The 21,468-nt window shown below is 65.8% G+C and carries 23 protein-coding genes and 1 pseudogene; 11 read left to right on the top strand and 13 right to left on the bottom strand.

The genetic code is table 11. The features are described 5' to 3' along the window. Positions 1–137: 137 nt before the first annotated feature. A complete protein-coding gene (locus ACTHN9_RS21485) occupies positions 138–1,526 on the top strand; it encodes a DUF1800 domain-containing protein (RefSeq protein WP_440538799.1) in 1,389 nt (462 codons plus the stop codon). Positions 1,527–1,529: 3 nt separating this feature from the next. Further along, a complete protein-coding gene (locus tag ACTHN9_RS21480; RefSeq protein ID WP_440538798.1) occupies positions 1,530–2,678 on the top strand; it encodes a DUF1501 domain-containing protein in 1,149 nt (382 codons plus the stop codon). Positions 2,679–2,683: 5 nt separating this feature from the next. On the opposite strand, the gene ACTHN9_RS21475 is transcribed toward ACTHN9_RS21480, so the two are convergent. The 4 genes and pseudogenes from ACTHN9_RS21475 to ACTHN9_RS21460 form a co-directional block, all read right to left on the bottom strand. Continuing rightward, entirely contained in the window at positions 2,684–3,403 is a 720-nt protein-coding gene (locus ACTHN9_RS21475; protein ID WP_440538797.1) for a Crp/Fnr family transcriptional regulator, read from the bottom strand. Between the two features lie 74 nt (positions 3,404–3,477). Then, positions 3,478–4,122: pseudogene (locus tag ACTHN9_RS21470) on the bottom strand (2-hydroxychromene-2-carboxylate isomerase); the annotation flags it as partial. 198 nt (positions 4,123–4,320) lie between these two features. Beyond that, complete coding sequence (locus ACTHN9_RS21465) at positions 4,321–5,001, bottom strand: 3-oxoacid CoA-transferase subunit B (RefSeq protein ID WP_440538796.1); 681 nt, start codon at positions 4,999–5,001, stop codon at positions 4,321–4,323. 94 nt (positions 5,002–5,095) lie between these two features. Then, a complete protein-coding gene (locus tag ACTHN9_RS21460) occupies positions 5,096–5,860 on the bottom strand; it encodes a CoA transferase subunit A (RefSeq protein ID WP_440538795.1) in 765 nt (254 codons plus the stop codon). Between the two features lie 270 nt (positions 5,861–6,130). Here ACTHN9_RS21460 and ACTHN9_RS21455 point away from each other — a divergent pair, with 270 nt between their 5' ends. From ACTHN9_RS21455 to ACTHN9_RS21440, 4 genes are all read left to right on the top strand, one after another. Then, entirely contained in the window at positions 6,131–7,336 is a 1,206-nt protein-coding gene (locus ACTHN9_RS21455) for a paraquat-inducible protein A (RefSeq protein WP_440538794.1), read from the top strand. After that, positions 7,333–8,643 carry an MlaD family protein gene (locus ACTHN9_RS21450; protein ID WP_440538793.1) on the top strand — a complete coding sequence of 437 codons (1,311 nt, stop codon included), beginning with the start codon at positions 7,333–7,335 and terminating at the stop codon, positions 8,641–8,643. Before ACTHN9_RS21455 ends, ACTHN9_RS21450 begins: the two co-directional genes overlap by 4 nt. Next, a complete protein-coding gene (locus ACTHN9_RS21445; protein WP_440538792.1) occupies positions 8,640–9,245 on the top strand; it encodes a PqiC family protein in 606 nt (201 codons plus the stop codon). Before ACTHN9_RS21450 ends, ACTHN9_RS21445 begins: the two co-directional genes overlap by 4 nt. Before the next feature lie 156 nt (positions 9,246–9,401). Beyond that, positions 9,402–12,047 carry an ATP-binding protein gene (locus ACTHN9_RS21440; RefSeq protein ID WP_440538791.1) on the top strand — a complete coding sequence of 882 codons (2,646 nt, stop codon included), beginning with the start codon at positions 9,402–9,404 and terminating at the stop codon, positions 12,045–12,047. An 18-nt stretch (positions 12,048–12,065) separates the two neighbouring features. Here ACTHN9_RS21440 and ACTHN9_RS21435 read toward each other — a convergent pair whose 3' ends face one another. From ACTHN9_RS21435 to ACTHN9_RS21420, 4 genes are all read right to left on the bottom strand, one after another. Then, positions 12,066–12,980, bottom strand: a complete 915-nt coding sequence (locus ACTHN9_RS21435) for an anti-sigma factor family protein (RefSeq protein ID WP_440538790.1) — start codon at positions 12,978–12,980, stop codon at positions 12,066–12,068. Then, a complete protein-coding gene (locus ACTHN9_RS21430; protein WP_440538789.1) occupies positions 12,967–13,644 on the bottom strand; it encodes an RNA polymerase sigma factor in 678 nt (225 codons plus the stop codon). The genes ACTHN9_RS21435 and ACTHN9_RS21430 overlap by 14 nt, the downstream gene beginning before the upstream one ends. 194 nt (positions 13,645–13,838) lie before the next feature. Next, positions 13,839–14,240, bottom strand: a complete 402-nt coding sequence (locus ACTHN9_RS21425) for a cupredoxin domain-containing protein (RefSeq protein WP_440538788.1) — start codon at positions 14,238–14,240, stop codon at positions 13,839–13,841. After that, entirely contained in the window at positions 14,237–15,208 is a 972-nt protein-coding gene (locus tag ACTHN9_RS21420; RefSeq protein ID WP_440538787.1) for a metallophosphoesterase family protein, read from the bottom strand. Before ACTHN9_RS21420 ends, ACTHN9_RS21425 begins: the two co-directional genes overlap by 4 nt. Before the next feature lie 232 nt (positions 15,209–15,440). On the opposite strand from ACTHN9_RS21420, the gene ACTHN9_RS21415 reads away from it, so the two are divergent. Then, complete coding sequence (locus ACTHN9_RS21415; protein ID WP_440538786.1) at positions 15,441–16,121, top strand: DUF2239 family protein; 681 nt, start codon at positions 15,441–15,443, stop codon at positions 16,119–16,121. Between the two features lie 23 nt (positions 16,122–16,144). Here ACTHN9_RS21415 and ACTHN9_RS21410 read toward each other — a convergent pair whose 3' ends face one another. Continuing rightward, positions 16,145–16,438 carry a hypothetical protein gene (locus ACTHN9_RS21410; RefSeq protein ID WP_440538785.1) on the bottom strand — a complete coding sequence of 98 codons (294 nt, stop codon included), beginning with the start codon at positions 16,436–16,438 and terminating at the stop codon, positions 16,145–16,147. Positions 16,439–16,619: 181 nt separating this feature from the next. After that, positions 16,620–17,621 (bottom strand): LLM class flavin-dependent oxidoreductase, encoded by a 1,002-nt coding sequence (locus ACTHN9_RS21405; RefSeq protein WP_440538784.1) that lies wholly within the window; start codon positions 17,619–17,621, stop codon positions 16,620–16,622. A 311-nt stretch (positions 17,622–17,932) separates the two neighbouring features. On the opposite strand from ACTHN9_RS21405, the gene ACTHN9_RS21400 reads away from it, so the two are divergent. Both ACTHN9_RS21400 and ACTHN9_RS21395 read left to right on the top strand, forming a co-directional pair. Further along, the gene (locus ACTHN9_RS21400; RefSeq protein WP_440538783.1) at positions 17,933–18,307 is read left to right on the top strand and encodes a type II toxin-antitoxin system RelE/ParE family toxin; all 375 of its coding nucleotides are present in this window, start codon (positions 17,933–17,935) and stop codon (positions 18,305–18,307) included. Further along, positions 18,291–18,620, top strand: a complete 330-nt coding sequence (locus ACTHN9_RS21395; protein ID WP_440538782.1) for an XRE family transcriptional regulator — start codon at positions 18,291–18,293, stop codon at positions 18,618–18,620. The genes ACTHN9_RS21400 and ACTHN9_RS21395 overlap by 17 nt, the downstream gene beginning before the upstream one ends. A gap of 63 nt (positions 18,621–18,683) precedes the next feature. On the opposite strand, the gene ACTHN9_RS21390 is transcribed toward ACTHN9_RS21395, so the two are convergent. From ACTHN9_RS21390 to ACTHN9_RS21380, 3 genes are all read right to left on the bottom strand, one after another. After that, entirely contained in the window at positions 18,684–19,049 is a 366-nt protein-coding gene (locus ACTHN9_RS21390; RefSeq protein ID WP_440538781.1) for a hypothetical protein, read from the bottom strand. A 79-nt stretch (positions 19,050–19,128) separates the two neighbouring features. After that, entirely contained in the window at positions 19,129–19,407 is a 279-nt protein-coding gene (locus ACTHN9_RS21385; RefSeq protein ID WP_440538780.1) for a hypothetical protein, read from the bottom strand. Beyond that, the gene (locus ACTHN9_RS21380; protein ID WP_440538779.1) at positions 19,407–19,892 is read right to left on the bottom strand and encodes a DUF2778 domain-containing protein; all 486 of its coding nucleotides are present in this window, start codon (positions 19,890–19,892) and stop codon (positions 19,407–19,409) included. The genes ACTHN9_RS21385 and ACTHN9_RS21380 overlap by 1 nt, the downstream gene beginning before the upstream one ends. A 347-nt stretch (positions 19,893–20,239) precedes the next feature. Between ACTHN9_RS21380 and groES the strand changes: the two genes are divergently transcribed. Together groES and groEL are read left to right on the top strand one after the other, a co-directional pair. Next, positions 20,240–20,530, top strand: coding sequence for a co-chaperone GroES (gene groES / locus ACTHN9_RS21375; protein WP_102648303.1), 291 nt, complete (start codon positions 20,240–20,242; stop codon positions 20,528–20,530). 47 nt (positions 20,531–20,577) lie between these two features. Continuing rightward, positions 20,578–21,468: chaperonin GroEL (gene groEL, locus ACTHN9_RS21370; protein ID WP_440538778.1), on the top strand; the 891-nt coding region annotated here is incomplete at its 3' end.

The raw sequence follows: 21,468 nt of genomic DNA, 5'->3' as shown, positions 1-21,468 counted from the left end.
GAACCGGGCGCTTCGTGTTATCCGTCCCACTGATCAGTACCGACCTGCAAGAAAATTTCCTCGCGCACCGACGGGTAACCGGTTCGCGTTCCGTTTAAGCCGTGTACCGCACCTGATCGACACGTAGCGAGGCGACCATGACCGAATCACCGCACCTGAACGAGGCGGCTATTGCGCTGAACCGCTTCGGCCTCGGCGCGCGCGGCGACGAAACGCCGCCGCCCGACCCGAGCGCCTGGCTCCTCGCGCAGTTCGATCGCTACGATCCGAAGCCGGCCGCCTGGGCGCGGTTGCCGGCTTCTTTGGCGCTCGTGCAAGCGCTCGGCGCCGCCCGGCAACAAGTCACGGCAGGTGCCGATCAGGACGCCAAGCTCGAAGCCAGGAAGATGCTGCGCACGCAAGTGCGCGACGACTACCGCGACGCGGTGGACGCCCGCGTGCAAAGCGCACTCGCGACCGAGACCCCATTCGTCGAGCGGCTTGTGCATTTCTGGAGTAATCACTTCGCGATTTCGACCGAGAAGCCGCAAGTCGCCGCGCTCGCGGGGGCATTCGAAGCCGAGGCGATTCGCCCGCACGTCCTCGGCCGCTTCGAAGACATGCTGCTTGCCGTCGAACGCCATCCCGCCATGCAAGTCTTCCTCGATCAAGCGCGCTCGGTCGGCCCGGACAGCAAAGCCGCCATGCGCGCCGACGAGCGAGACCCCAACCATAAGCGCGGGCTCAACGAAAACCTCGCCCGCGAAATCATGGAATTGCACACGCTCGGCGTGCGCACGGGCTACACGCAGGCCGACGTCACCGAGTTCGCGCGGGCATTGACCGGTTGGACCATCGTCGGCCCTAAAGGCATGGGCGGCACACCGGGGGCATTCGTCTTCCGCCCCGGGCTGCACGAGCCCGGCGAGCGCACCATCATGGGCCGCGTCTATGCCGAACGCGGCGAGGCGCAAGCGCAGGCGGTGCTGCACGATCTGGCCGGCGCCAGCGCCACGGCGAATCACATCGCCGGCAAGCTCGCGCGCCACTTCGCCGGCGACAATCCGAGCCCGGCCCTCGTCGCTCGGCTGGCTCAGACCTTCCAGGCCAGTTCGGGCGATTTGCCGAGCGTGTACCGCACGCTCGTCGCATCGCCCGAGGCGTGGACCCGTAGCCTCGTGAAGTTCAAGACCCCCTGGGATTGGACGATTTCCACCTTGCGCGGCCTTGGCGCGCAGGAACTCGACGGCGTGAAGGCCGCCCCGATCCTCGCGCAACTCGGACAACCCGTTTGGCGCCCCGGCTCGCCGGCCGGTTACGACGACATCGCTGCGAGTTGGGCCGCGCCCGATGCGCTCATGCGGCGCGTCGAACTCGCGCAGCGGATCGCGGCGCGCGTCGGCGATCGCGTCGATGCTCGCACGCTCGGTCCGAAGCTGACCGTGGGGTCCCTCGATCCTGCCACGGCGCAGGCGGTTTCGCGTGCGGAAAGCGCACAAACGGCGCTCGCGCTGCTGCTCGTATCGCCCGATTTTCAAAGGAGATGAGCCATGATGTCTCGCCGCCAGTTCTTGAGCGCGACGGCCCTGGGCGCAGGCGCCATGTTTGTCGCCCCGCGGATGGTGTTCGCCAGCGTCGAATCGGAACGTCGCTTCGTCTTCATCATTGCCCGCGGCGCGGCCGACGGATTGCACATCGTCGTGCCCTACGCCGACCCCGCCTATGCGACGCTGCGCGGCCCGATTGCCGTCGATACATCCAGCGCGACTCGGCTCGACGGCACCTTCGCGCTGCATCCCTCGCTGCAACGCACGGCGCAGTTCTACGCGCAAAAGCAGGCGTTGTTCGTGCACGCGGTCGCCACGCCGTATCGCGATCGCTCGCACTTCGACGGGCAGAACGTGCTGGAGACGGGCGGCAGTGCGCCTTACAGCTTGCGTGACGGATGGTTGAATCGGCTGGTGGGGCTCGTGGGCCGGAGCCGAGCGGAGGCGATCGCGTTCGCCCCGACCGTTCCGTTGGCGCTGCGGGGCCAATTCGACGTGGCGTCGTACGCGCCGTCGGCGCTGCCGAGCGCGTCCGACGATTTGCTGATGCGCGTCGGCGCCCTCTACGAGCACGACGCGCAGCTCGGCCCGCTATGGCAATCGGCGATGTCTGCCCGCGACATGGCGGGCGGCACCCGGGCGCGCGGCGATGCCGCCGGTATCGGCAAAATGGCCGCGAGCTTTCTCGCGAAGGCAGACGGGCCGCGGATCGCCATGATCGAAACGCTCGGCTGGGATACGCACAGCGGACAAAACCCGCGCCTGGCCACGCAGCTCAAAGCCCTCGACGCGATGCTCGACGCCCTGCACGAGGGCCTGGGCCCCGTGTGGGACAAAACGACGATCGTCGTGGCGACCGAGTTCGGCCGCACGGCCGCCGTCAACGGCACGGGCGGCACCGATCACGGCACCGGCACGGCTGCGATGCTGCTAGGCGGCGCCATTCGCGGCGGGCGCGTGCTGGCCGATTGGCCCGGCCTACGGCCTTCGGATCTCTACCAAGGCCGCGACTTGCGCCCGACGACATCGCTCGACGACGTCATCGCCGGCGCCGCGAGCGAAACCTTCGGCCTCGATCCGCACCGCACGGCTGCGCTGCTCTTTCCGCAGACGAAGGAGGCGAAACCCGCCACCGGACTCGTCGCGGCGTGAAGGGTTTAAGCGCCGTAGTTGCGCAGCCGCTCCAGATCGACGACGGTGATGCCGCCGTATTCGAGCCGAACGACGCCGTCCTGTTGCAGCGCCTTGAGCGCTTGATTCGCGACTTGACGCGTGATGCCGGACAGCAAGCCCAATTCTTCCTGCGTGATTTCCAGGTAGTCGCCGCCGCCGGGGTAGAGCACCGGATTGAACAGCGAGGCGATGCAGCGTGCCAGACGCGGCGTCGCATCGAGCATTCGGTCGTATTCGAGCAGCGCCATGAAATGGGCTAGGCGCTCGTTGAGTTGGCGCACGAGGAACCGATTGAACACGACGCTGTGCTCGACGAGCCACATGAACGTCGCACGGTCCATGAATGCCATGCGCGTGTTGCGCAGCGCGACGATGTCGTAGCGGCGCGGCTCGTTTTTGAGCACGGTGCCTTCGCCGAACCAGCCGCCCGCGGGCACGCCGGTGAACGTGACGCTGCGCCCCTCGCGCGAGACCGTGCCCACTTTCACGAGGCCGGTGACGACGCCGGTCCAGCTCTCGAGCACGGTGTTCTTCGGACAGATGCAGGCGCCGCGCGCGAACGTCTTTTCGACGATGCCCGCGCAGGCGCGCTCGGCCTCGTCATCGGGCAGATCGAGCGACCAGGCCGCAATGTGCGCCAGCCGCGCACGGGCAATCCCGGGGCGGCCTTGGTCGGCGTCGCGATCGTCGCTGCGCGTCGTCATCGGCGCGTGGCCGTGCTTGCTGCGGGCGGGGGCGCTTGCTCGGCCCGATGGTCCGGCGTCGTTGCCGGTGCCGCCCCGCGCTGTACGCCGACAGCGAGCGTGCTGACGCGTCGCACCTCGGGCGAATCGAGCCACGCGTGCGATCCGACGCACTCGACGAAGAGGTCGGTCGCGTCCTCTCCCCAAAACAGCTCGCCGTCGAGCGCAAACGTCGGCACGCCGAATACATCGAGCGAGATCGCGCGATCGGTGTTGCGCCTGAGCGCCTCTTTGACGACCGGCGCTTCGACCGCACCGACGCCCTCGGGATAACCCATCGCATCGCAAAGCGCCGCGAAGCCCTCGGCCGTGCCGACATCCTGACCGTCCCGCCAGATATAGCGGAAGATGCGGCGGACGACATCGAGCGAGCCGCCCATCGCGATGGCGAGCCGCAGTGCCTTGATCGGGTTGAAGGGGTGGGCCGGCGGCATGCGATAGGCGATGCCGAGCTTTTGCGCGCGATACAGCGCATGCCGATAGGTGAAGACGCGCTTGGCCGCGATTTCGGCCGGGCCCCGTTGCCCCCAATGCGCGAGCAACGCGCCGAGCACGATCGGTCTGGGTTCGATGGTCAGCGAGGCAGGCAGCTTCTCGAACTGCTCGAGCTGAAGATAAGCGAAGGGCGACACGAAATCGAAGAACCATTCGGCGGTGCGTTCGGCGGCTGGCGTGGACATCGTATGAATTTTCCTCGAAGCGGCAAATCGGCAATCGGCAATCGGCAATCGGCAATCGGCAATCGGCAATCGGCAATCGGCAATCGGCAATCGGCAATCCGGCAATCCGGCAATCCGGCAATCGGCAATCGGCAATCCGGCAATCCGGCAATCCGGCAATCCGGCAATCCGGCAATCCGGCAATCCGGCCCGCGGGCTTCAGCCCGCCAGTGTGCGCAGGGCCGGCGAAACGGCGAACGGCGCGGCGGTCATGGCCCGCACGTCGTCGAGTGTCGCATGCGAAATGATTTCGCGCAGGACGAGACCGGCTTCCGCGACATCGAACACGGCGTGTTCGGTGACGATCACCTTGACGCAGCCTCGCCCCGTCAACGGAAGCGTGCAACGAGGCAGGATTTTCGAGCGTCCGTGCTTGTCCGTATGCGCGAGCGCCGCGATGACTTTCGGCGTGCCGTAGCACAAATCCATCGCACCGCCGATGCCGGGCCACCATTTGCCGTCCCGTTCGCAGGCCCAGTTCGCGAGATTGCCGAGCGCATCGACCTGCAGCGCACCGAGGATCGTCACGTCGAGATAGCCGTTGCGCATCGCGCCCAGCGACGTCGCCAGATCCATGAGCGCGGCGCCGGGCGGCAACGTGATGGGCTCCGTGCCGGCGTTGGTCAGGTCGCTGTCGAGCGCGGCAAGCGCGGGCGGGCCGCCGAAGCCGAACGCGCCGTTCTCCGTGTGCAGGATGATGCCGGCGTCGGGGGCAAGATAGTGGGCGGTGAGCGTCGGGATGCCGAGCCCGAGATTGACGACTTCGCCGGCACGCAGCTCTTGAGCGCAGCGGGCTGCAATTCGTTGTTTCGGGGCGGCAAGATGAGCGGATTGAAGCATGGTAGGTCTCCTCGGTCGCATGCCTGCGCGCGGCCGGCGCGAACCGTGACGGAAAGATCGGTGACGGAAAGATCGGTGGCGGGCGTCGGCCGGCTTACGCCGCGGCGTCTTGGGGCAAGCGGCCGAGCTTGGCCCATTGCGTCTTGTACAGCGTGTGTTGCGCGTCGAGCGTGAGGCCTTGCACGACGGCATCGACGAACACGCCCGGGCAGCCTACCCGCTCCGGTGCGATTGCGCCGACCTCGACGATCTCATTGACTTCGACGATCGTGTAGCGGCCGGCCATGGCGATGTCGCGCTGATTTTGCAGCGACGTGCCGCGAAACTCGACGTTCCCGAACGTATCGGCGCGCCATCCCTTGATGATGGAGACGTCCGCCGTCAACGGCCGCTCGAGAAAGAACTCGCGGCCGTCGAGCGCGATTTTGTCTTTGGGCGCCTCGCGCGCCGGAAACACCCCGGGCTGATCGAGGATGCCGATGCCGACGGGCACGAGCACCCCGCCGAGCCCCATCGCGCCGGCCCGGACTTTCTCTGCCCACGTGCCCATCGGAAAGAACTCGGCCACGCGCACGGCATCGTTCAAATACGCCACGGTCGATTCGGCTGTCGTCCCCACGTGCGTCCCGATGAACTCGGTCAACTGGCCCGAGGCGAACAGCCGTGCCTTCAGGAAGCCGCCGCGTAGACCCGGCGTGTTGGCGATCAACGTCAGGTTGCCGATCTCGCTCGCGAGCAGCGCCTCGATGCAGCAGGCGGCTTCGCCCGCGCCGACGAACTCGCCGAGCATGAGGCGCATCCCGGAGCGCAGGGGCGCGAGTGCTTCATCGATCGATTTGACTTTGTTTGCGTACGCCATCGTCATCTCCTTCCGTCCGTGTGCGGCCTCTTCGAAGCGGCCGGCGGGCCCTCGTGAACCGCTCCGGGGCAGTGTAGGCGGGCCCCCGTGCGCCGGTTGTCTTGTAGATGACACTTCGCGGCGGGCCTCGGGAACGCAGCGTGCTTGCTCCGACGTTTGTCTCCTTCGTCCCTGTTTCCGGGAAGGCCCCATGACGGTACGTTATTCCGGTTATTCCGGCGGGTCCGCCGCACGGCGGGCGTCGCCTCGGCCATCGAGGAGCGAGGCGTCATGACGCTCGGCTGTCCCGAATGCGGTGCGCTCGAAGACAGCTCGGCGCTGGCCGGTCGCATGCTCGCGCGCTGCCGAGTCTGCCATTACCCGCTCGAGCGGGCGAGCGGCCGCTCCGTCGGCGCGGCGCTGGCGTGCTCGCTGACGACCTTCATCCTGCTGCTGCCCGGCAACTTGTCGCCGCTGATGACGGTGCATTTGCTCGGCGCCGAACGTTCGGCCGTGCTCGGTTCGGGCATCGCATCGATGTGGCGCGAGCACTTCGAACTGTTGGCCGTCGTGCTGGGCTTGACGGGCATCGCCTTGCCGCTCGCGCGCTTTTCCGCGCTCTCGCTCGTGTTGGCGGCGGTGCTGTGGGGATGGCGCCCGCGCTGGCTGGGGCGCTGCTATCGCTGGACGTTGTGGCTCGATGCCTGGGCCATGCCCGACGTCTATCTGATCGGGTGCTTCGTGGGCTATACGCGCGTGACGCAGCAACTGACGGGGTCGATCGACGCGGGCGGCTACTGTTTCGTCGTCGCCGCGTTCATGTCGATGCTCACGCGCGCGACGCTCGATCGACGCACCGTGTGGCGGGCCATCGCGCCCGAGCGCCACGTGGCGCCCGGCGAGCGCGTGCTCTCGTGCACGGCTTGCGATTTGATCGCGCCGGTCGAACACGCAGGGCGTCCGTGTCCTCGGTGCGGCCTGAAGCTGCGCAAGCGAAAACTCGACACCGTGTCGCGGGCCGCGGCGCTGAGCGTGGCGGCGTTCGTGCTCGCGTTTCCCGCGAACCTGTATCCGATGACGATTTCGTATCAGCTCGGTCACCCGGTGACGCATCGCATCATCGATGGTGTGTGGGAGCTGTTCCAAGCGGGCCTGTGGCCGCTCGGCATCCTGATCTTCTGCACGAGCATCGCGATCCCGTTTGCGAAGCTCGCGGGCATGGCGTGGTTCATCGCGTCGGTGCTGCGCCGCTCGGACCGGCATTTGCGCGCGAAGACGTTTCTGTATCGGCTCATCGACGAGCTGGGGCGTTGGTCGAACGTCGACGTCTTCACGATTGCCGCGTTCGTTCCGCTGATCCGCTTCGACGGCGTGGCCAATGCGCTGCCCGACGACGGCGCCACGGCATTCGCGCTTGTCGTCATCCTGACGATGGCGGCGTCGCGCGCGTTCGATCCGCGCCTGATGTGGGATGCGGCGCAAGCGAGGCACGCGTGAACGAGCAACTCGAGAAGCGCACCGAAGCCGCGGATGTCCGGCAAACGCGCTGGCCGGGGTGGATCTGGGCCATCCCGATCGCCGCGCTCGGCGTGGCCGGTTGGCTCGGCATTCGCGCGCTGGTGCATGGCGGCGAGACGGTGACGATTGTCTTCGACGATGCGTACGGCATGAAGGCCGACGACACCGAAGTCTCTCTGCACGGCGTGAAGGTGGGCGAAGTGCGCGACGTATCGCTCGACGACGACGGGCGGCACGTCGATGTACAAGCCGAGATCGATCGCAGTGCCAAGCCCTTTCTCCGTGCGGGTACGCGCTTTTGGGTCAAGGGCGCGCAGTTCGATTTCAACGATCCCTCCTCGGCGAAGGCCTTGATCGGCGGGCCCGAAATCGTCATGGAGCCGGGCCCGGGCGCATCGACAAATCATTTTGAAGGCAGCGATCGCCAGTATGCATTGGGGGCCGCGGTCGTGAAGTACGTCGTTCGTTTCCCGGGCGCCGTCGGCCAACTCGACGAAGGCGCGGCCGTGCGGCTACGCGGCTTTCGCGTGGGCGAGGTCGAGCACGTTGGGATCCATTTCGACGCGCGCACGGGCACGCTCGATACGCCTGTCGAGATCGCGCTCGATGCGACGAAGCTGGGGCTGGCCGATACCGCCAAGCCGGCAGATGGGCAGTGGCGTTCCGTTGTCGACGACATGCTGCGGCGTCTGATCGCCTCCGGCTTGCGGGCAAGGCTCGTTCAAGATCCGCCGCTTGTCGGTTCGCACGGCGTTGAACTCGATTTCGTGCCGGGCGCGCCGAGCGCGACGTTGGCGGCGCGCGACGGCGAAACCGATATTCCGAGCGTGTCGTCGGGCAACGTCGATACCTTGTTGGCGAAAGCGGACGACATCATGTCGAAGGCCGATCGCGTCATGACGAAGATCGACGCCTTACCGATCGAGCAGACCGGCGAGGACATCCGTCGGATCGCGGCGCGCATTCGGACGTTATCGTCCTCGCCGCGCATTGCCGACAGCCTCGATCACCTCGACCGATCGGTGGCCCAGGTCGATCGAACCTTGAGCGAAGTCTCGCCGCAGATCGGACCGCTCGTCGCTCAGTTGCGTCAAACGGCGCACGAGGCCGACAACGCGGTGGCAGCGGCCAATCGCACGATCGGCGGCGATCCGATGCGTCAGAACGATTTGCCGGAAACGTTGCGCGAGCTGTCGGACATGGCCCGCTCGGTGCGCGCGTTCGCCGATTATCTCGATCGCCACCCCGAGGCGCTCATACGCGGTAAGGGAGGGAAAGGGCAGTGACACCGAGAACGACGATGGGGCTCCTGTGCGCGGTGGCGTTGGCGGCTTGCGGCCACAGCCCGCCCACCCGGTATTTTTCGCTCGACGCCGTGCCGCCCAGCGCACCGCTTGCCACGACGCGCATGGCGCCGGTGCAGTTGGGCGCGGTGCGCGTGCCGGCGACACTCGATCGCCCCGAGATCGTCGCGCAGGACCGGACGCATCGGCTGACCGTACGCGAGGACGATCGCTGGGGCGCGCCGCTCGCGCCGATGATCCGGCGCGCGCTGGCGCAGGATTTGCTGCAGCGCTTGCCGCCCGGCACCTTTGTGCTACCGGGCGCGCCGGCACCGGCCGGGGCGCGCGGCATCGTCGTCACGGTGCTCGACCTACGCGCGAACACCGACGGCCGCATGACGTTCGAGGGCAGTTGGACGCTGACCTCGGGCGAGGCGGCGACCGCCGTGATGACACAAGAGGTTTCGCTGACGGAGCCGATGGCGTCGGCCGATTCGCCCGCGATCGCCGATGCGCTGAGCCGCGTACTGGGACGATTGGCCGACCGCATCGCAGCCTCGCTCGCGCAACCGCAACCGCAACCGGCCGCCGTGCCGAAAAACTGATCCGGTCCGAATAGATCGCCTTCCGTGGGTCCGATGCTTGCTGCAAGCCAGCATGGAAACGGGCGATCCGCCCTATCATCGGACGAAATCTTCGCGATCGACCGATTGGGAATCCGTTTCCCGAACGCGCGGCCGTCGCGCCATGAGGAATTGGGTATGGCGGTAGCCGAACAACCTTGTTTGTCGCAGCACCACGCGCACGGCCACTTCGTCCGCTTTTACCAAGCCGATTCGTTGCTGGTCGACGAAGTCGCGCAATTCGCCCAGCGCGCGCTGAGCGCGGGCGGATGCGCGGTCGTCATCGCCACGCGCGTGCATGCGACAGCCATTGCGTCGCAGTTGCGCCGCCTCGGCGAAGCGGGCGAACCCGCTTGGCATCCGGGCCAGTTCGTCGCGCTCGATGCCGAGGAAACGCTCGCGCGTTTCATGGTCGACGGCTGGCCCGACGAGCGCCTTTTCATCGCTTCGGTCGGCGCCGTCATGGCGGCTGCGACGGCGGGCGGCGCACCCGTGCACGCCTTCGGCGAGATGGTTGGCGTGCTGTGCGAGCGTGGCGAATTCGAGGCGGCGTTGCGCTTGGAGCAATTGTGGAACGAACTCGGACGCCGCCATCCTTTCACGTTGTTCTGCGCGTATTCGCAAACGCTCTTTTCGCAAGCGGAGCACAGCGCGTTGTTCGAGCACGTATGCGCCGCGCATACGCACGTGTTGCCAAGCGAATTGCTGACCGGTTCCGACGATCGGCAAGCACACCAGCTCGTGGCGCTCTGGCAGCAAAAGGCGATGGCGCTCGAGCGCGAGGTCGAACGCCGTAGCCGCGCGGAAGCGGCGCTCATCCAGCGCGAACGCGAACTGGCCGATTTCGTCGAGAACGCCGCCGAGGGATTGCACCGGATCGCGGGCGACGGCACCATCGTGTGGGCGAACGCGGCCGAGCTGGACATGCTCGGCTACGAGCGGCACGAGTATGTGGGGCACCACATCGCCGAGTTCTATGTCGAGCGCACCGTGATCGAGACGATCTTGGAGAAGCTGGCGGCGGGCGAGATTATTCGCGACGAACTGGTCCGTTTGCGTTGTCGCGACGGCAGCGTGAAACACGTGTTGCTGCACGCCAATGCGATGTTCGAACAGGGCAGGTTGCTGTACACGCGCGGCTTTACGCGCGATGCGACCGATCGCATCAAACGTCAGGCGGCCGAACGCCAGCGCGACGCCTTGTTCATGAACGCTCCCGTTGCCGCTGCCTTGCTGAGCGGCCCGACGCACGTGTTCGAATTGGCCAACCGGCGCTTTCGCGAACTGGCGGGCTGCGTCGAACTCACGGGCCGACGCTATGCCGACGTCTTTCCCGAAGCGCAACACGGCGGCGAGATCGGGGCCCTGCTTCACGCGGCGTTCGAACGTGGTACGCCCGTCGTGCGCGAAGACTTCCGTATCGATGTGACGCGGCCCGACGGCGCGTTCGAACCGCGCTATTTCACGTTTCATTTCGAACCGCTGCGCTTGGGCGGGCCGACGGTGGAAGGCATCATTGCCGTCGCCGTCGAAGTGACCGAGCAAGTGCGTGCCCGCGCCCGCTTCGAGAAGTCGCACGCCGAACGCGAACGCCTCGTCGCCGAACTGCGCGAGGCGGGGCGCGCGAAAGACGAATTCCTGGCGATGCTCGGCCACGAGTTGCGCAACCCGCTCTCGCCGATCGTCACGGCGTTGCGGCTGATGCGCATGCATCCCGAAGGCGGCACGGCGCGCGAGCAGAACATCATCGCGCGGCAGGTCGATCATCTCGTGCGGCTCGTCGACGACCTGCTCGATATTTCCCGCATCACGCGCGGCAAGATCGCACTCAAGAAGCGAAGCGTACCCGTTGCCGATGTGTTGACGAACGCCGTGGAAATGGCGAGTTTTCTGCTCGAGCAGCGCCAGCACCGGTTAGCGCTCGATATCGAGCGCGACCTGGTGTGGAACGTCGATGCCACGCGGCTCGCACAGGTCGTGTCGAATCTGCTCACGAATGCCGCGCGCTACACGGCGCCGGGCGGTCACATCGAACTCGTGGCCAAGCGCGAGGGGAACGGCATGATCGCCGTCAGCGTGCGGGACGACGGGATGGGGCTCGCGCCCGACATCTTGCCGCGTGTGTTCGATCTGTTCTTCCAGGGCAAACGCAGCCTCGACCGAGCCGAGGGCGGGCTCGGCATCGGCTTGGCGCTCGTGAAAAACCTTGTCGCGATGCACGGCGGGGCCGTCAGCGCGGCCAGCGACGGTCCGGGGCGCGGCAGTACGTTCACGATTCGCGTCCCCGGCGAACGTGTCGCGGCGGGCGAGCGCGCGGGGAACGCGAACGGCCGCGACGACGTGGCGGCCGTCGCCGACGACATCGCCCCCCTTCAGCGGACGACGATGAGCACGGCGGGGCGGCGCGTTTTGCTCGTCGACGACAACATCGATGGCGTGCAGGCCCTTGCCGAGCTATTGAAGGAATGCGGGCATCACGTCGAGGCGGTCTACGATCCGGCGTCGGCGTTGCACGTCGTGTCGCGCTTCGCACCGGAGGTCGCGGTCATCGATATCGGCTTGCCCGTCATGGACGGTTACGAACTCGTGCAGCGTCTGCGCCGCGAGCGGGTAGGCGGCGAGTGTCTCTTCGTCGCCTTGACCGGCTACGGGCAGGACACCGATCGCAAGCGCAGCCGGCTGGCCGGATTCCATCATCACTTCGTCAAGCCGCTCGATCCCTCTAGGCTGCTGCGGTTGATCGATACCTTGTCGCCGCCGAGGCAAACGAGCGGCGCGTCCTGACGGTGGCCGGCCGTTGGCTCACTGCGGCGGGCCGGAGGGCGTTCGGCTCAAGCGTGCTTCGAGCGCGCTGCGCAACCGCGCGAGCACGGCCGGCTCGGCGTCGCTGACAGCCCACCAGCGCATGCCTTGCCCGCGCCAACTCGCGAGCGCGTAGCCGTCGCTCGTCAGCGCGGCGGCGCCGGGCAACCCCGCGTTCGACTCCGGCATCACGTACACGTCGATGACGTGCTTGCGGTACCGATAAACGAGCACGCCGACGCGACGATGGCCGATGTAATCGAGCCGGCCGCCTGTCAGTGCGAAGCCCTCGTCGGCCAAGTCCTCGACGGGCGGCGCATAGTCGAGCCGACCGTTGAACCAGGGTTTGACCGTATGTTGATCGGACGAGACGACATCGACGTCGCGACCCGACAGTTGCGCGCGCACGTGGCTGGCGACGAGTTCGTCGACGAACTCGGCGTTGGTCCTTGCGGGACGGATGACGACGAGCGAGACGGTCGCGGCCAGCGCGAGGGCGGCGACAATGCCGATCGGCCATCCGAGCGCAGCGCGAGGACCATATCGGCTACCGGCGCGCGTGCCCGAGCCAGCGCCGGCTCCTGCACCGGCGCCTGCCTTTGCGCCGGCTCGTGCGCCGCGCGGCCAGCCCCATGCGGCCCAGCGCCAGCCGGGCGCTTCGGCGGCGGCCGCCGTTTCTTCGTCCCACATCGATTCCGTGGCCGGCAGCGTGGCGAGGATGCGCGCGCGCAAGGCATCGGGCGCACGAAAGTACGCCGCGGTGCGGGCGGCTTGGCTGACAGCCTGCAGCGCTTGCGCTTCGCGCCGGCACTCGGCGCACGTCGCCAGATGCTGTTCGACGCGCAGTGCCTCCACGGCCGACAGTTCCCGATCGATGGCGGCGCTAAGGAGCGGGCGGGCTTCATTGCAGTCCATCAGGGCTCTCCTTGGCGATCGTGTCCATTGCGCCGGGTCGCTCGTCGCGCAACGGCGCGAGCAGGGCGGCCAGTTTTCGGCGTCCGCGCGCGAGGCGCGACATGACGGTACCGAGCGGCAAATCGGCGACGACGGCGATATCGCGGTAACTCATATCTTCCAGTTCGCGCAGGATCAGCACCTCGCGAAACTCCACCGGTAGCTTTCCCAACGCCTCGTGCACGAGCCGCGTGTGCTCGCCTTGCAGCAGCAACGTTTGCGGATCGGCGAATGTGGCGCACGTTTCCTCGAACGCGCTCGTTTCATCGAATTGCTCGTCGAATGGCGCGACTTCGAGCGAGTTCGCGCGGCGCCGCCACTCGGTGTACCACGTGCGCCGCACGATCGCGAGCAGCCACGGCCGGGCGTTCTCGCCGCGGAAGGTGTCGAAGAAGCGGAACGCGCGGACGAACGCTTCCTGGACGACATCGTCGGCGTCGCCGGCGCTGCCGCTGAGCCAGCGCGCGAGGTTGTACGCCGCATCGAGATGCGGCAGTGCGAGTTGCTGGAAGCGGCGGCTGCGCTCCGCCTCGCCCCGCGCGTCGCGAGCGGCGCCTTCGTTCGACGCTGGATGCGCCTCCCTCTCGGGATTCGCGGGTAGATCGGGCTTGTCGATTTCGGCCACCGGGGGCGCCTCCTGGGTTGAGCGCTGCGCTACCGAAGATGCGCCGAGTTTATTCCCGGGTGGCCTCGTTGCGTCGGTCTGCGGCTCGCGAGGCGGTGGCTCGGACGACGACTCGGCGTAGCGGCGAGCCGCCGCCCCTGCCGCCCGGCTCGCGCGAACGAGGGCCGACCTGGCCGTGGCTGGGCAGGCGGGTTTCATTTCACGGTGATCTTGCCGACCATCATCGGATGGATGCCGCAAAAATAGGCGTACGTGCCCGGTTTGCCGAGGATGGCGGAAAACGAATCGTCCGTATCGAGCGCTTGCGACGGTTTGAACGCACCGGCCGCGCTGACGATCGTATGCGGTTCGTCGTCGCGATTGGTCCAGACGATGCGGGCGCCGACGGGCACGGTGATTTCTTTCGGCGAAAACGCGAAGTCGTGGATCTGGACGCGATAGGTCGGGCCGCCGGTATCGGCCGCGGCCTGCTCGCCAGTAGCGGTCGATGCCGCGAGCGCGGAGCCGGCGAGGCTCAACGCGGCTGCAGCGACAACGGCGGGTGCGACGACTCTCGCACGCAGCAACGCGCGGCAAACGCGAGCGAGGGTTTTCATGACAGCGCCTCGTCGGTCAGCGCGAGCGTGCGGCCCGCTTGGACGTGGCGCACCTCGCGCACGCCGAGATAGGACGAAAGCTGGCCCGGCGGCACGTCCTTGAGCGGCCCGGGCCCAGGGCCCACACCCGGTGCGGGCTGCGGATAGGCGGTCGAGCGCGCCGTATAGAACGTGACATTGCCTTCGACCTTTTGCTGAATTTGATGGATGTGGCCGTTCAACACCGTGACCGAGCCGAAGCGACCTAGCATCGAAAGCGCGTCGCCCGCATCGTCGGTGCCCCAGCCCCAGGCGGGGTAGAGCGACCACAGCGGCATGTGGGCGAAGACGACGATCGGCGTTTCCGAGGTGCGCGCCGCCAGGTCCTGTTTTAGCCAGGCGAGCTGATCGGGCCCGAGCCAACCCAGGCCGCCGCCTTTCAAATCGAGCACGTTCACGAGCGCGACGAAATGCACGCCGCGATGATCGAAGCTGTACCAGCCGCCCCGCGTTTGCTTTTCGCCGAAGCGCTCGAAGAACGCGCGACCGTTGTCGCCGATGACGTCGTGCTCTCCCGGTACGAAAAACGCCCGGCGCGTGCTCGAGCCGCGTACGAGCTGATCGACCGTATCGAACTCGGCGGGCCGAGACAGATGGGTGAGGTCGCCCGTGTGGACGACGAAGTCGGGCTGCACGCGTTGCGCATCGATACGCGCGAGCGCCGCTTTGAACGTAGCCGTGACGTCCGGGTTCGGCGCTTTCGTGAAGCCGATGTGCGAGTCGCTGATTTGCACGAAGCTGAAGGATGCGTCTTTCATCGCGCTCGCCGCGTCCTCGGCGTTGGCCTCCCCGCCAAGCGTGCGAGCTTGCAAGATGCCGGCGTGCATCGTCCAGAGCGTCCCGGCGCCGGCCCATGCCATGCATTTCAGAAAGCGGCGGCGGTCCGTCGCCGTGCGGTCGTGGCTGTCGTCATCGTGATCCATCATCATCTCCTAGGGAGTCAGCGCGGGTGGTGTCTGTCCTGGCGGGGCGGCATGTCGCGGCACGCGCGCCCTCGGAGAGCGTTACTCGATGACATCGACCGATATTCCCAAGGCGAGGGAAAGAAGGTGAGAGCGGCGGCGGCCGGCACGAAGAGATATTTCACCCGGATGTTATTGATTTCCTTATTTCACCCGGGTATTATTCGCGTCATCTGCTGAATTCATTCTGGAGTCATTTATGACGCACCACCCCGAGCCTTCCTTATTCACGCTGTTCGACGGACAACGTCACTTGGCCTCCGGTACGCTGCCGACGGTGGCGCTCGTCGGCAAGCGTGCGGCCGAGCGAGGGGCCGCGGGTCCGATTTTGATTTTCGAGAACCGGACCGGGCGTTCGGTCGACGTCGATACGCGCGGCTCGGACGAGCAAGTGCGCGAGCGCTTGAGTCGCGAGCCGGGCGCCTGCGCGCCGATTGAGGACGGCGCACCAAGAGACGCCGATGCGCCCGCCGATGCGCCCGCCGATGCGGGAGACGGTGGTGCCCCGAGAGGCCGCGGCCGGCCGAAGCTGGGCGTGGTGGCGCGCGAAGTGACGCTGTTGCCGCGGCATTGGGAATGGTTGGGCGCGCAACCGGGCGGCGCCTCCGTGGCGCTGCGCAAGTTGGTGGACGAGGCGCGCCGCAAGCATGCGCAGCGAGACGAACGGCGCGCCGCGCAAGAGCGGGCCTACCACTTCATGTCGGCGATCGCGGGCGATCTGCCCGGTTTCGAAGAAGCGTCGCGGGCGCTGTTTGCCGACGATGCACAGCGTTTCGATGCGCTCGTTGCCGAATGGCCTGTCGATATTCGGCGTCATGTCGGATGGCTTGCGTTCGGCGATCCGACACAACCGACGCCGGCTGCAGCGGCGGGCGGCTGAGCGACGCGACTGCGATTGCCGCGCTATTTCGGTTTGGCGCTGCTCGCGGGCGGCCGGCGCGCGATCGGGTCGTTCGTGGGCTTTTGAGGCCGCTTGATCGGCATATTGTCGGGATTGCGCGCATCTGCACCGCTCACGGGCGCTTGCGGCGGCTGCACCATGGATGCGCCGACATCCTGTGCCGCTCGCTGAGCCCATCCCGCACTCGCGACGCAAGCACCAATCGAGGCGCACGCGAGCGCCGTCAACCGCGCGGCGAACCGGGTCTTTCGCTTGATCGAATTCAACGTTGGCTCCTCGGCGGTCGGTGCGCTCATGCGATGCCGCGCCGCCGCCTATCGAGCTTATCGGCAGCAAATCCGAGGCCCGTGCCGTGCGGCGATCGATCTTCGTTCGACTGTCGTTCGCCGCGTCGCACTTGTGCCCCGTGCGGCGACCACCCGATGGCCAGCCCCGCATCGAGCCGCTGGCGGCGCGTTGCGCGTGGTTGCGTCGCGATCAACGCTCGGACCCGCCCCCCATCGCGTCGCGCACTTGAGCGCCGATTTCATACGACCGCAGCCGGGCCGCGTGATCGTAGATTTGGCCGGTGAGGATCAGTTCGTCGGCTTGCGTTTGGGCGATGATCGATTCGAGCGCTGCGCGCACGGTATCGGGGCTGCCGACGGCGGCGCACGCGAGAGCGTGCCGAACGCCCGCCAATTCGACGTCCGATGCGTTCAATTGATCGACCGGCGGCGGCAATTGCCCAGGGGTGCCGCGGCGCAGCGCGATGAATTGCTGCTGCAGCGAGGTGAAGAGCCGCTCGCCTTCGGCGTCGGTCTCAGCGGCGAATAGGTTCACGCCGACCATTGCGTAGGGCTTATCCAGCACGGCCGAGGGACGGAACTGCGAGCGATAGACGTGCAGCGCCGTGAGCAGATGATCGGGGGCGAAGTGCGACGCGAAGGCGAAGGGCAGGCCGAGCCCCGCGGCCAATTGCGCCGAAAACAGCGAGGAGCCGAGCAGCCAGAGCGGGACGTTCAAACCGGCGCCCGGCACGGCGCGCACGCGCTGGCCGCTGCTGGGCGCCGCGAAGTAACGCTGTAGCTCGACGACATCTTCGGGAAACCGTTCCGCACTGTCGTGCATATCGCGTCGCAGCGCGCGGGCTGTCGTTTGATCGGTGCCGGGGGCGCGGCCGAGGCCCAGATCGATTCGGTCCGGGTACAGCGAGGCGAGGGTGCCGAATTGTTCGGCGATCACGAGCGGCGCGTGATTGGGCAGCATGACGCCGCCGGAGCCAACGCGGATCGTCTTCGTGCCGCCGGCAATGTGGCCGATGACGACGGCCGTGGCCGCGCTGGCGATGCCGGGCATGTTGTGGTGCTCGGCCAGCCAGAAGCGGCGATAGCCCCAGCGTTCGGCATGCTGCGCGAGGTCGAGCGAGTGGCGGAAGGCATCGGCGGCCGTTTGTCCGAGCGGGATGGGGGAAAGGTCGAGAACCGAGAACGGGATCATCGTGGGAAGCGCTGACGGGGCCATCGACGCAGGGATGCACGGGCGGGCGTCGATGCCCGTTCAGCGGCAGCAAGGAAAAAGGAGAGGGCATTGTGCCAAACGACCGATATCCCCGCTGGCGGCGTAGCGAAAGCCATGGGGGTGGTAGGGGCAAGTGTGACGACGAACCGATCAACGGCGTCAACTATACCCTTGACGGAATATTCCATCGAAGGTATGGTTCTTCTGGCCTAATGGTCCTTTCCGAGAAACCCAGAGATTCTAGTGAGGTAGGTCATGCGAATCGATCGGACTGGGTCAAGGAAACCGTTATGGCGTGGGAAGTTGAGTATTGCGACACATTCGGCGATTGGTGGGAGGACTTGAGGGAGGCGGAGCAGGAGTCCGTTGCGGTATCGGTGGCGCTGCTCGAGCAGTGCGGTCCATCGTTGCCTTACCCGCATTCGAGCGGAATCAAAGGTTCTCGCCATGAGCACATGAGGGAGCTGCGCATTCAACATGCAGGCCGCCCATATCGTGTGCTGTATGCGTTCGATCCTCGACGGGCCGCGATTTTATTGCTAGGCGGCGACAAGACTGGCAACGGTCGATGGTACGACATCAACGTGCCCAAGGCCGATGCGTTGTACGACGAGCATCTGGTTCAGGTAAGAAGTAAGGGAGCCGATCATGGCAAAAAAGTTTGATGAGTTGCGGGGCAAGATGTCGCCGCAAGCGCAGGCGCGGGTGACTGCCCGCGCAAAGCAAGCGATGGACGAAATGGCGTTGAGCGAATTGCGGCGAGCCAGGGGGCTTTCTCAAGAGGCATTGGCCATCGTGCTGCACGTGAAGCAGCCAAGCATCGCCAAGTTGGAGCAGCGTACGGATATGTATGTCTCGACGTTGCGTTCGCATATCGAGGCAATGGGCGGGCAGTTGGAGATCGTCGCCAGGTTCCCTGAGGGCGCCGTGCGGATTGCTAACTTTTCGTCCCAGGGGTTTCAGGACAACCCAGTTTGACCCGCGATCGTCGATCCGTGCCGTGAGGCGGCGGATCGACAAGGACCGGGACTGGCCGTCCCCCTAGGACTGAGCGCACGAAAAATTGCCGTTGCAAAAGTACTGCAGCAAGCCCCACGATAGCGCGACCCATGCCACGCCCACGCCTTGCACGCACAACCCCACGGCGAAGGCACGCGCGTTGCCGTTTTTGATGGCCTGCAAGCTCCATCGCAACGACACCGCGAACGCGAGCACATAGACGATCGGCGCCAGGGCAACGTTCCAAAGCCACCGGTTGTTCTCCGAGCCTGGGCTGTCGAACAGCATCGGGGACAGCAGCAGCGAAAGGCCGGCGGCCGCGACCCCGAGCGCGCAGATCCCGGTTGTCGCCGCGGCAAGCGCGCTCACCGTCCATTGGGCCGGCGTTCGTACAGATTGCTCGGTCATTGCGTGTTGGCCTCTGATTTGTTGGAATGCGGCCATCTTGCCATCGAAGCGGCTTGTCCGACAATTTTAGTTCTAGGCGCTACGAACGGCGAGCGAGCCGCCAGCGCCGGAATGACACGTTCGCGAGCCATACGATCACAGCGGCGACGACAACCGACAAGGCAATGATGACGAGCAATCCAATCGTTTCGATATCGTCGGCGTTTTGCACCGTATCGATACTGAGCTTGCGCATGACGAACGCGATGGATGCCGGCAGCGGCGGGAAATCGTAGGGCAGATTGCTGATGAACCGTGAAAGGAGGAAGCCGATCACGATTGTCGCTAACGCATTGACGCCGTAGCGGACAGCCTTCATTAACGAACCTCCACCGTACCGTACGCCTTCACGGTTGAGCCGGGAACCGCGAGCGTCGGTCCTGTGCGTCGTAGGTACGCGCTGAGTTGCTTGAACTTCGCCGGGCTTGTGACAGCGATGCACGCTTCGCTCCGGCGTTGCGGACCGATAGGATGCAGCCTGAACATTCCGCGTCGCACGCCGTTGACATAGGTTATGTCGTCGATCTTGTCGTCCTTCCGATATAGGGCGAACCACTCGGATCGGTCCGTTCCGTAGCCGTGAGTCAAAAGATAGTCGTAAAGCCAGCCGAGGTGTCCGCCGGACTGTCGGTCGATAATGTAATAGGTTCCTTGCGGCAGCGGCCCCGAATCGGCGTGATCAACCGCAGCGGGATTGTTGCGGTCGGCGGGCATGCCAGAGAAGGCAGCGAGGGCGCCAACCCCAGGGCATGTGAGCGTGGTAAGTGGCTGGTTGTTTAGCAAGAACGTGCAGTTGATAGGCATTGCCGGGATTGCGTAGTCGATCGGATCGGCAATATTGGCATGGGGCCCGGTTCGCCAGCAATGATAGGGGTTGTTTACCTACCCGTGTTGACAGGGTGTTGACGTCGTACCCCATGCGGCCCTATTACTTGACCCCATGCTAGGTTTATGTGCGCCGGTTTGCCGGGTTTGTCTGCGCGCCTACATTAGCCCCAAAAAATCTGCCGCCCCCCTCCCTTGAAATTGCCAACCCCCGTCCATATAATTAGCACTCGCTGCACTTGAGTGCTAACAGTTTCGTCCGGGTCGCCGGCAAGGCGGCCCTCAACTTAAGCGTTTTTCAGTCTCAAACCCAGAGAGGAGTAAGCATGAACCTTCGTCCTTTGCACGATCGCGTCATCGTGAAGCGTTTGGATCAGGAAACCAAGACCGCCTCCGGCATCGTGATCCCTGACGCCGCCGCCGAGAAGCCGGATCAAGGCGAAGTGCTCGCGATCGGGCCGGGCAAGCGCAACGACAAGGGCGATCAAATCGCGCTCGACGTCAAAGTCGGCGATCGCGTCCTGTTCGGCAAGTACGCAGGCCAGACCGTCAAGGTCGACGGCAACGAACTGCTCGTGATGCGCGAAGAAGACATCATGGCCGTCGTGCAGAAGTAATTTCCGTCCAGGTCGATATTTCCCAAAGAATTTCAAGGAGTTAGAAGATGGCAGCTAAAGACGTCGTATTCGGCGACAGCGCTCGCGCCAAGATGGTCGAAGGCGTGAACATCCTTGCGAACGCGGTGAAGGTCACGCTGGGCCCGAAGGGTCGCAACGTCGTCCTCGAACGCAGCTTCGGCGGCCCGACGGTCACGAAGGATGGTGTGTCGGTCGCCAAGGAAATCGAGCTCGAAGACAAGCTCCAGAACATGGGCGCGCAAATGGTCAAGGAAGTCGCTTCCAAGACCAGCGACAACGCCGGCGACGGCACGACGACGGCCACGGTGCTGGCTCAGTCGATCGTCCGCGAAGGCATGAAGTACGTCGCATCGGGCATGAACCCGATGGACCTGAAGCGCGGCATCGACAAGGCCGTGCAAGCCGCCGTGGAAGAGCTGAAGAAGATCAGCAAGCCCTGCACGACGAACAAGGAAATCGCCCAAGTCGGCTCGATCTCGGCGAACAGCGACACGTCGATCGGCGATCGCATCGCTGAAGCCATGGACAAGGTCGGCAAGGAAGGCGTGATCACCGTCGAAGAGGCGAAGGGTCTCGAGTTCGAGCTCGACGTCGTCGAGGGCATGCAGTTCGACCGCGGCTATCTGTCGCCCTATTTCATCACCAACCCGGAGAAGATGCAGGTCGAGCTTAGCGACCCCTACATCCTGATCCATGAGAAGAAACTGTCGAACCTCCAGGCGATGCTTCCGGTTCTGGAAGCCGTCGTTCAGTCGGGCAAACCGCTTCTCATCATCGCTGAAGACGTCGAAGGCGAAGCTCTCGCAACGCTCGTCGTCAACAAGCTGCGTGGTGGCCTGAAGGTCGCTGCCGTCAAGGCTCCGGGCTTCGGCGATCGCCGCAAGGCCATGCTGGAAGACATCGCTGTCCTCACGGGC

Origin of the sequence: Trinickia sp. (genome assembly GCF_051953405.1) — a bacterium.
Classification (GTDB): Bacteria; Pseudomonadota; Gammaproteobacteria; order Burkholderiales; family Burkholderiaceae; genus Trinickia.
This window is presented reverse-complemented; position numbering and strand designations above follow the sequence as displayed.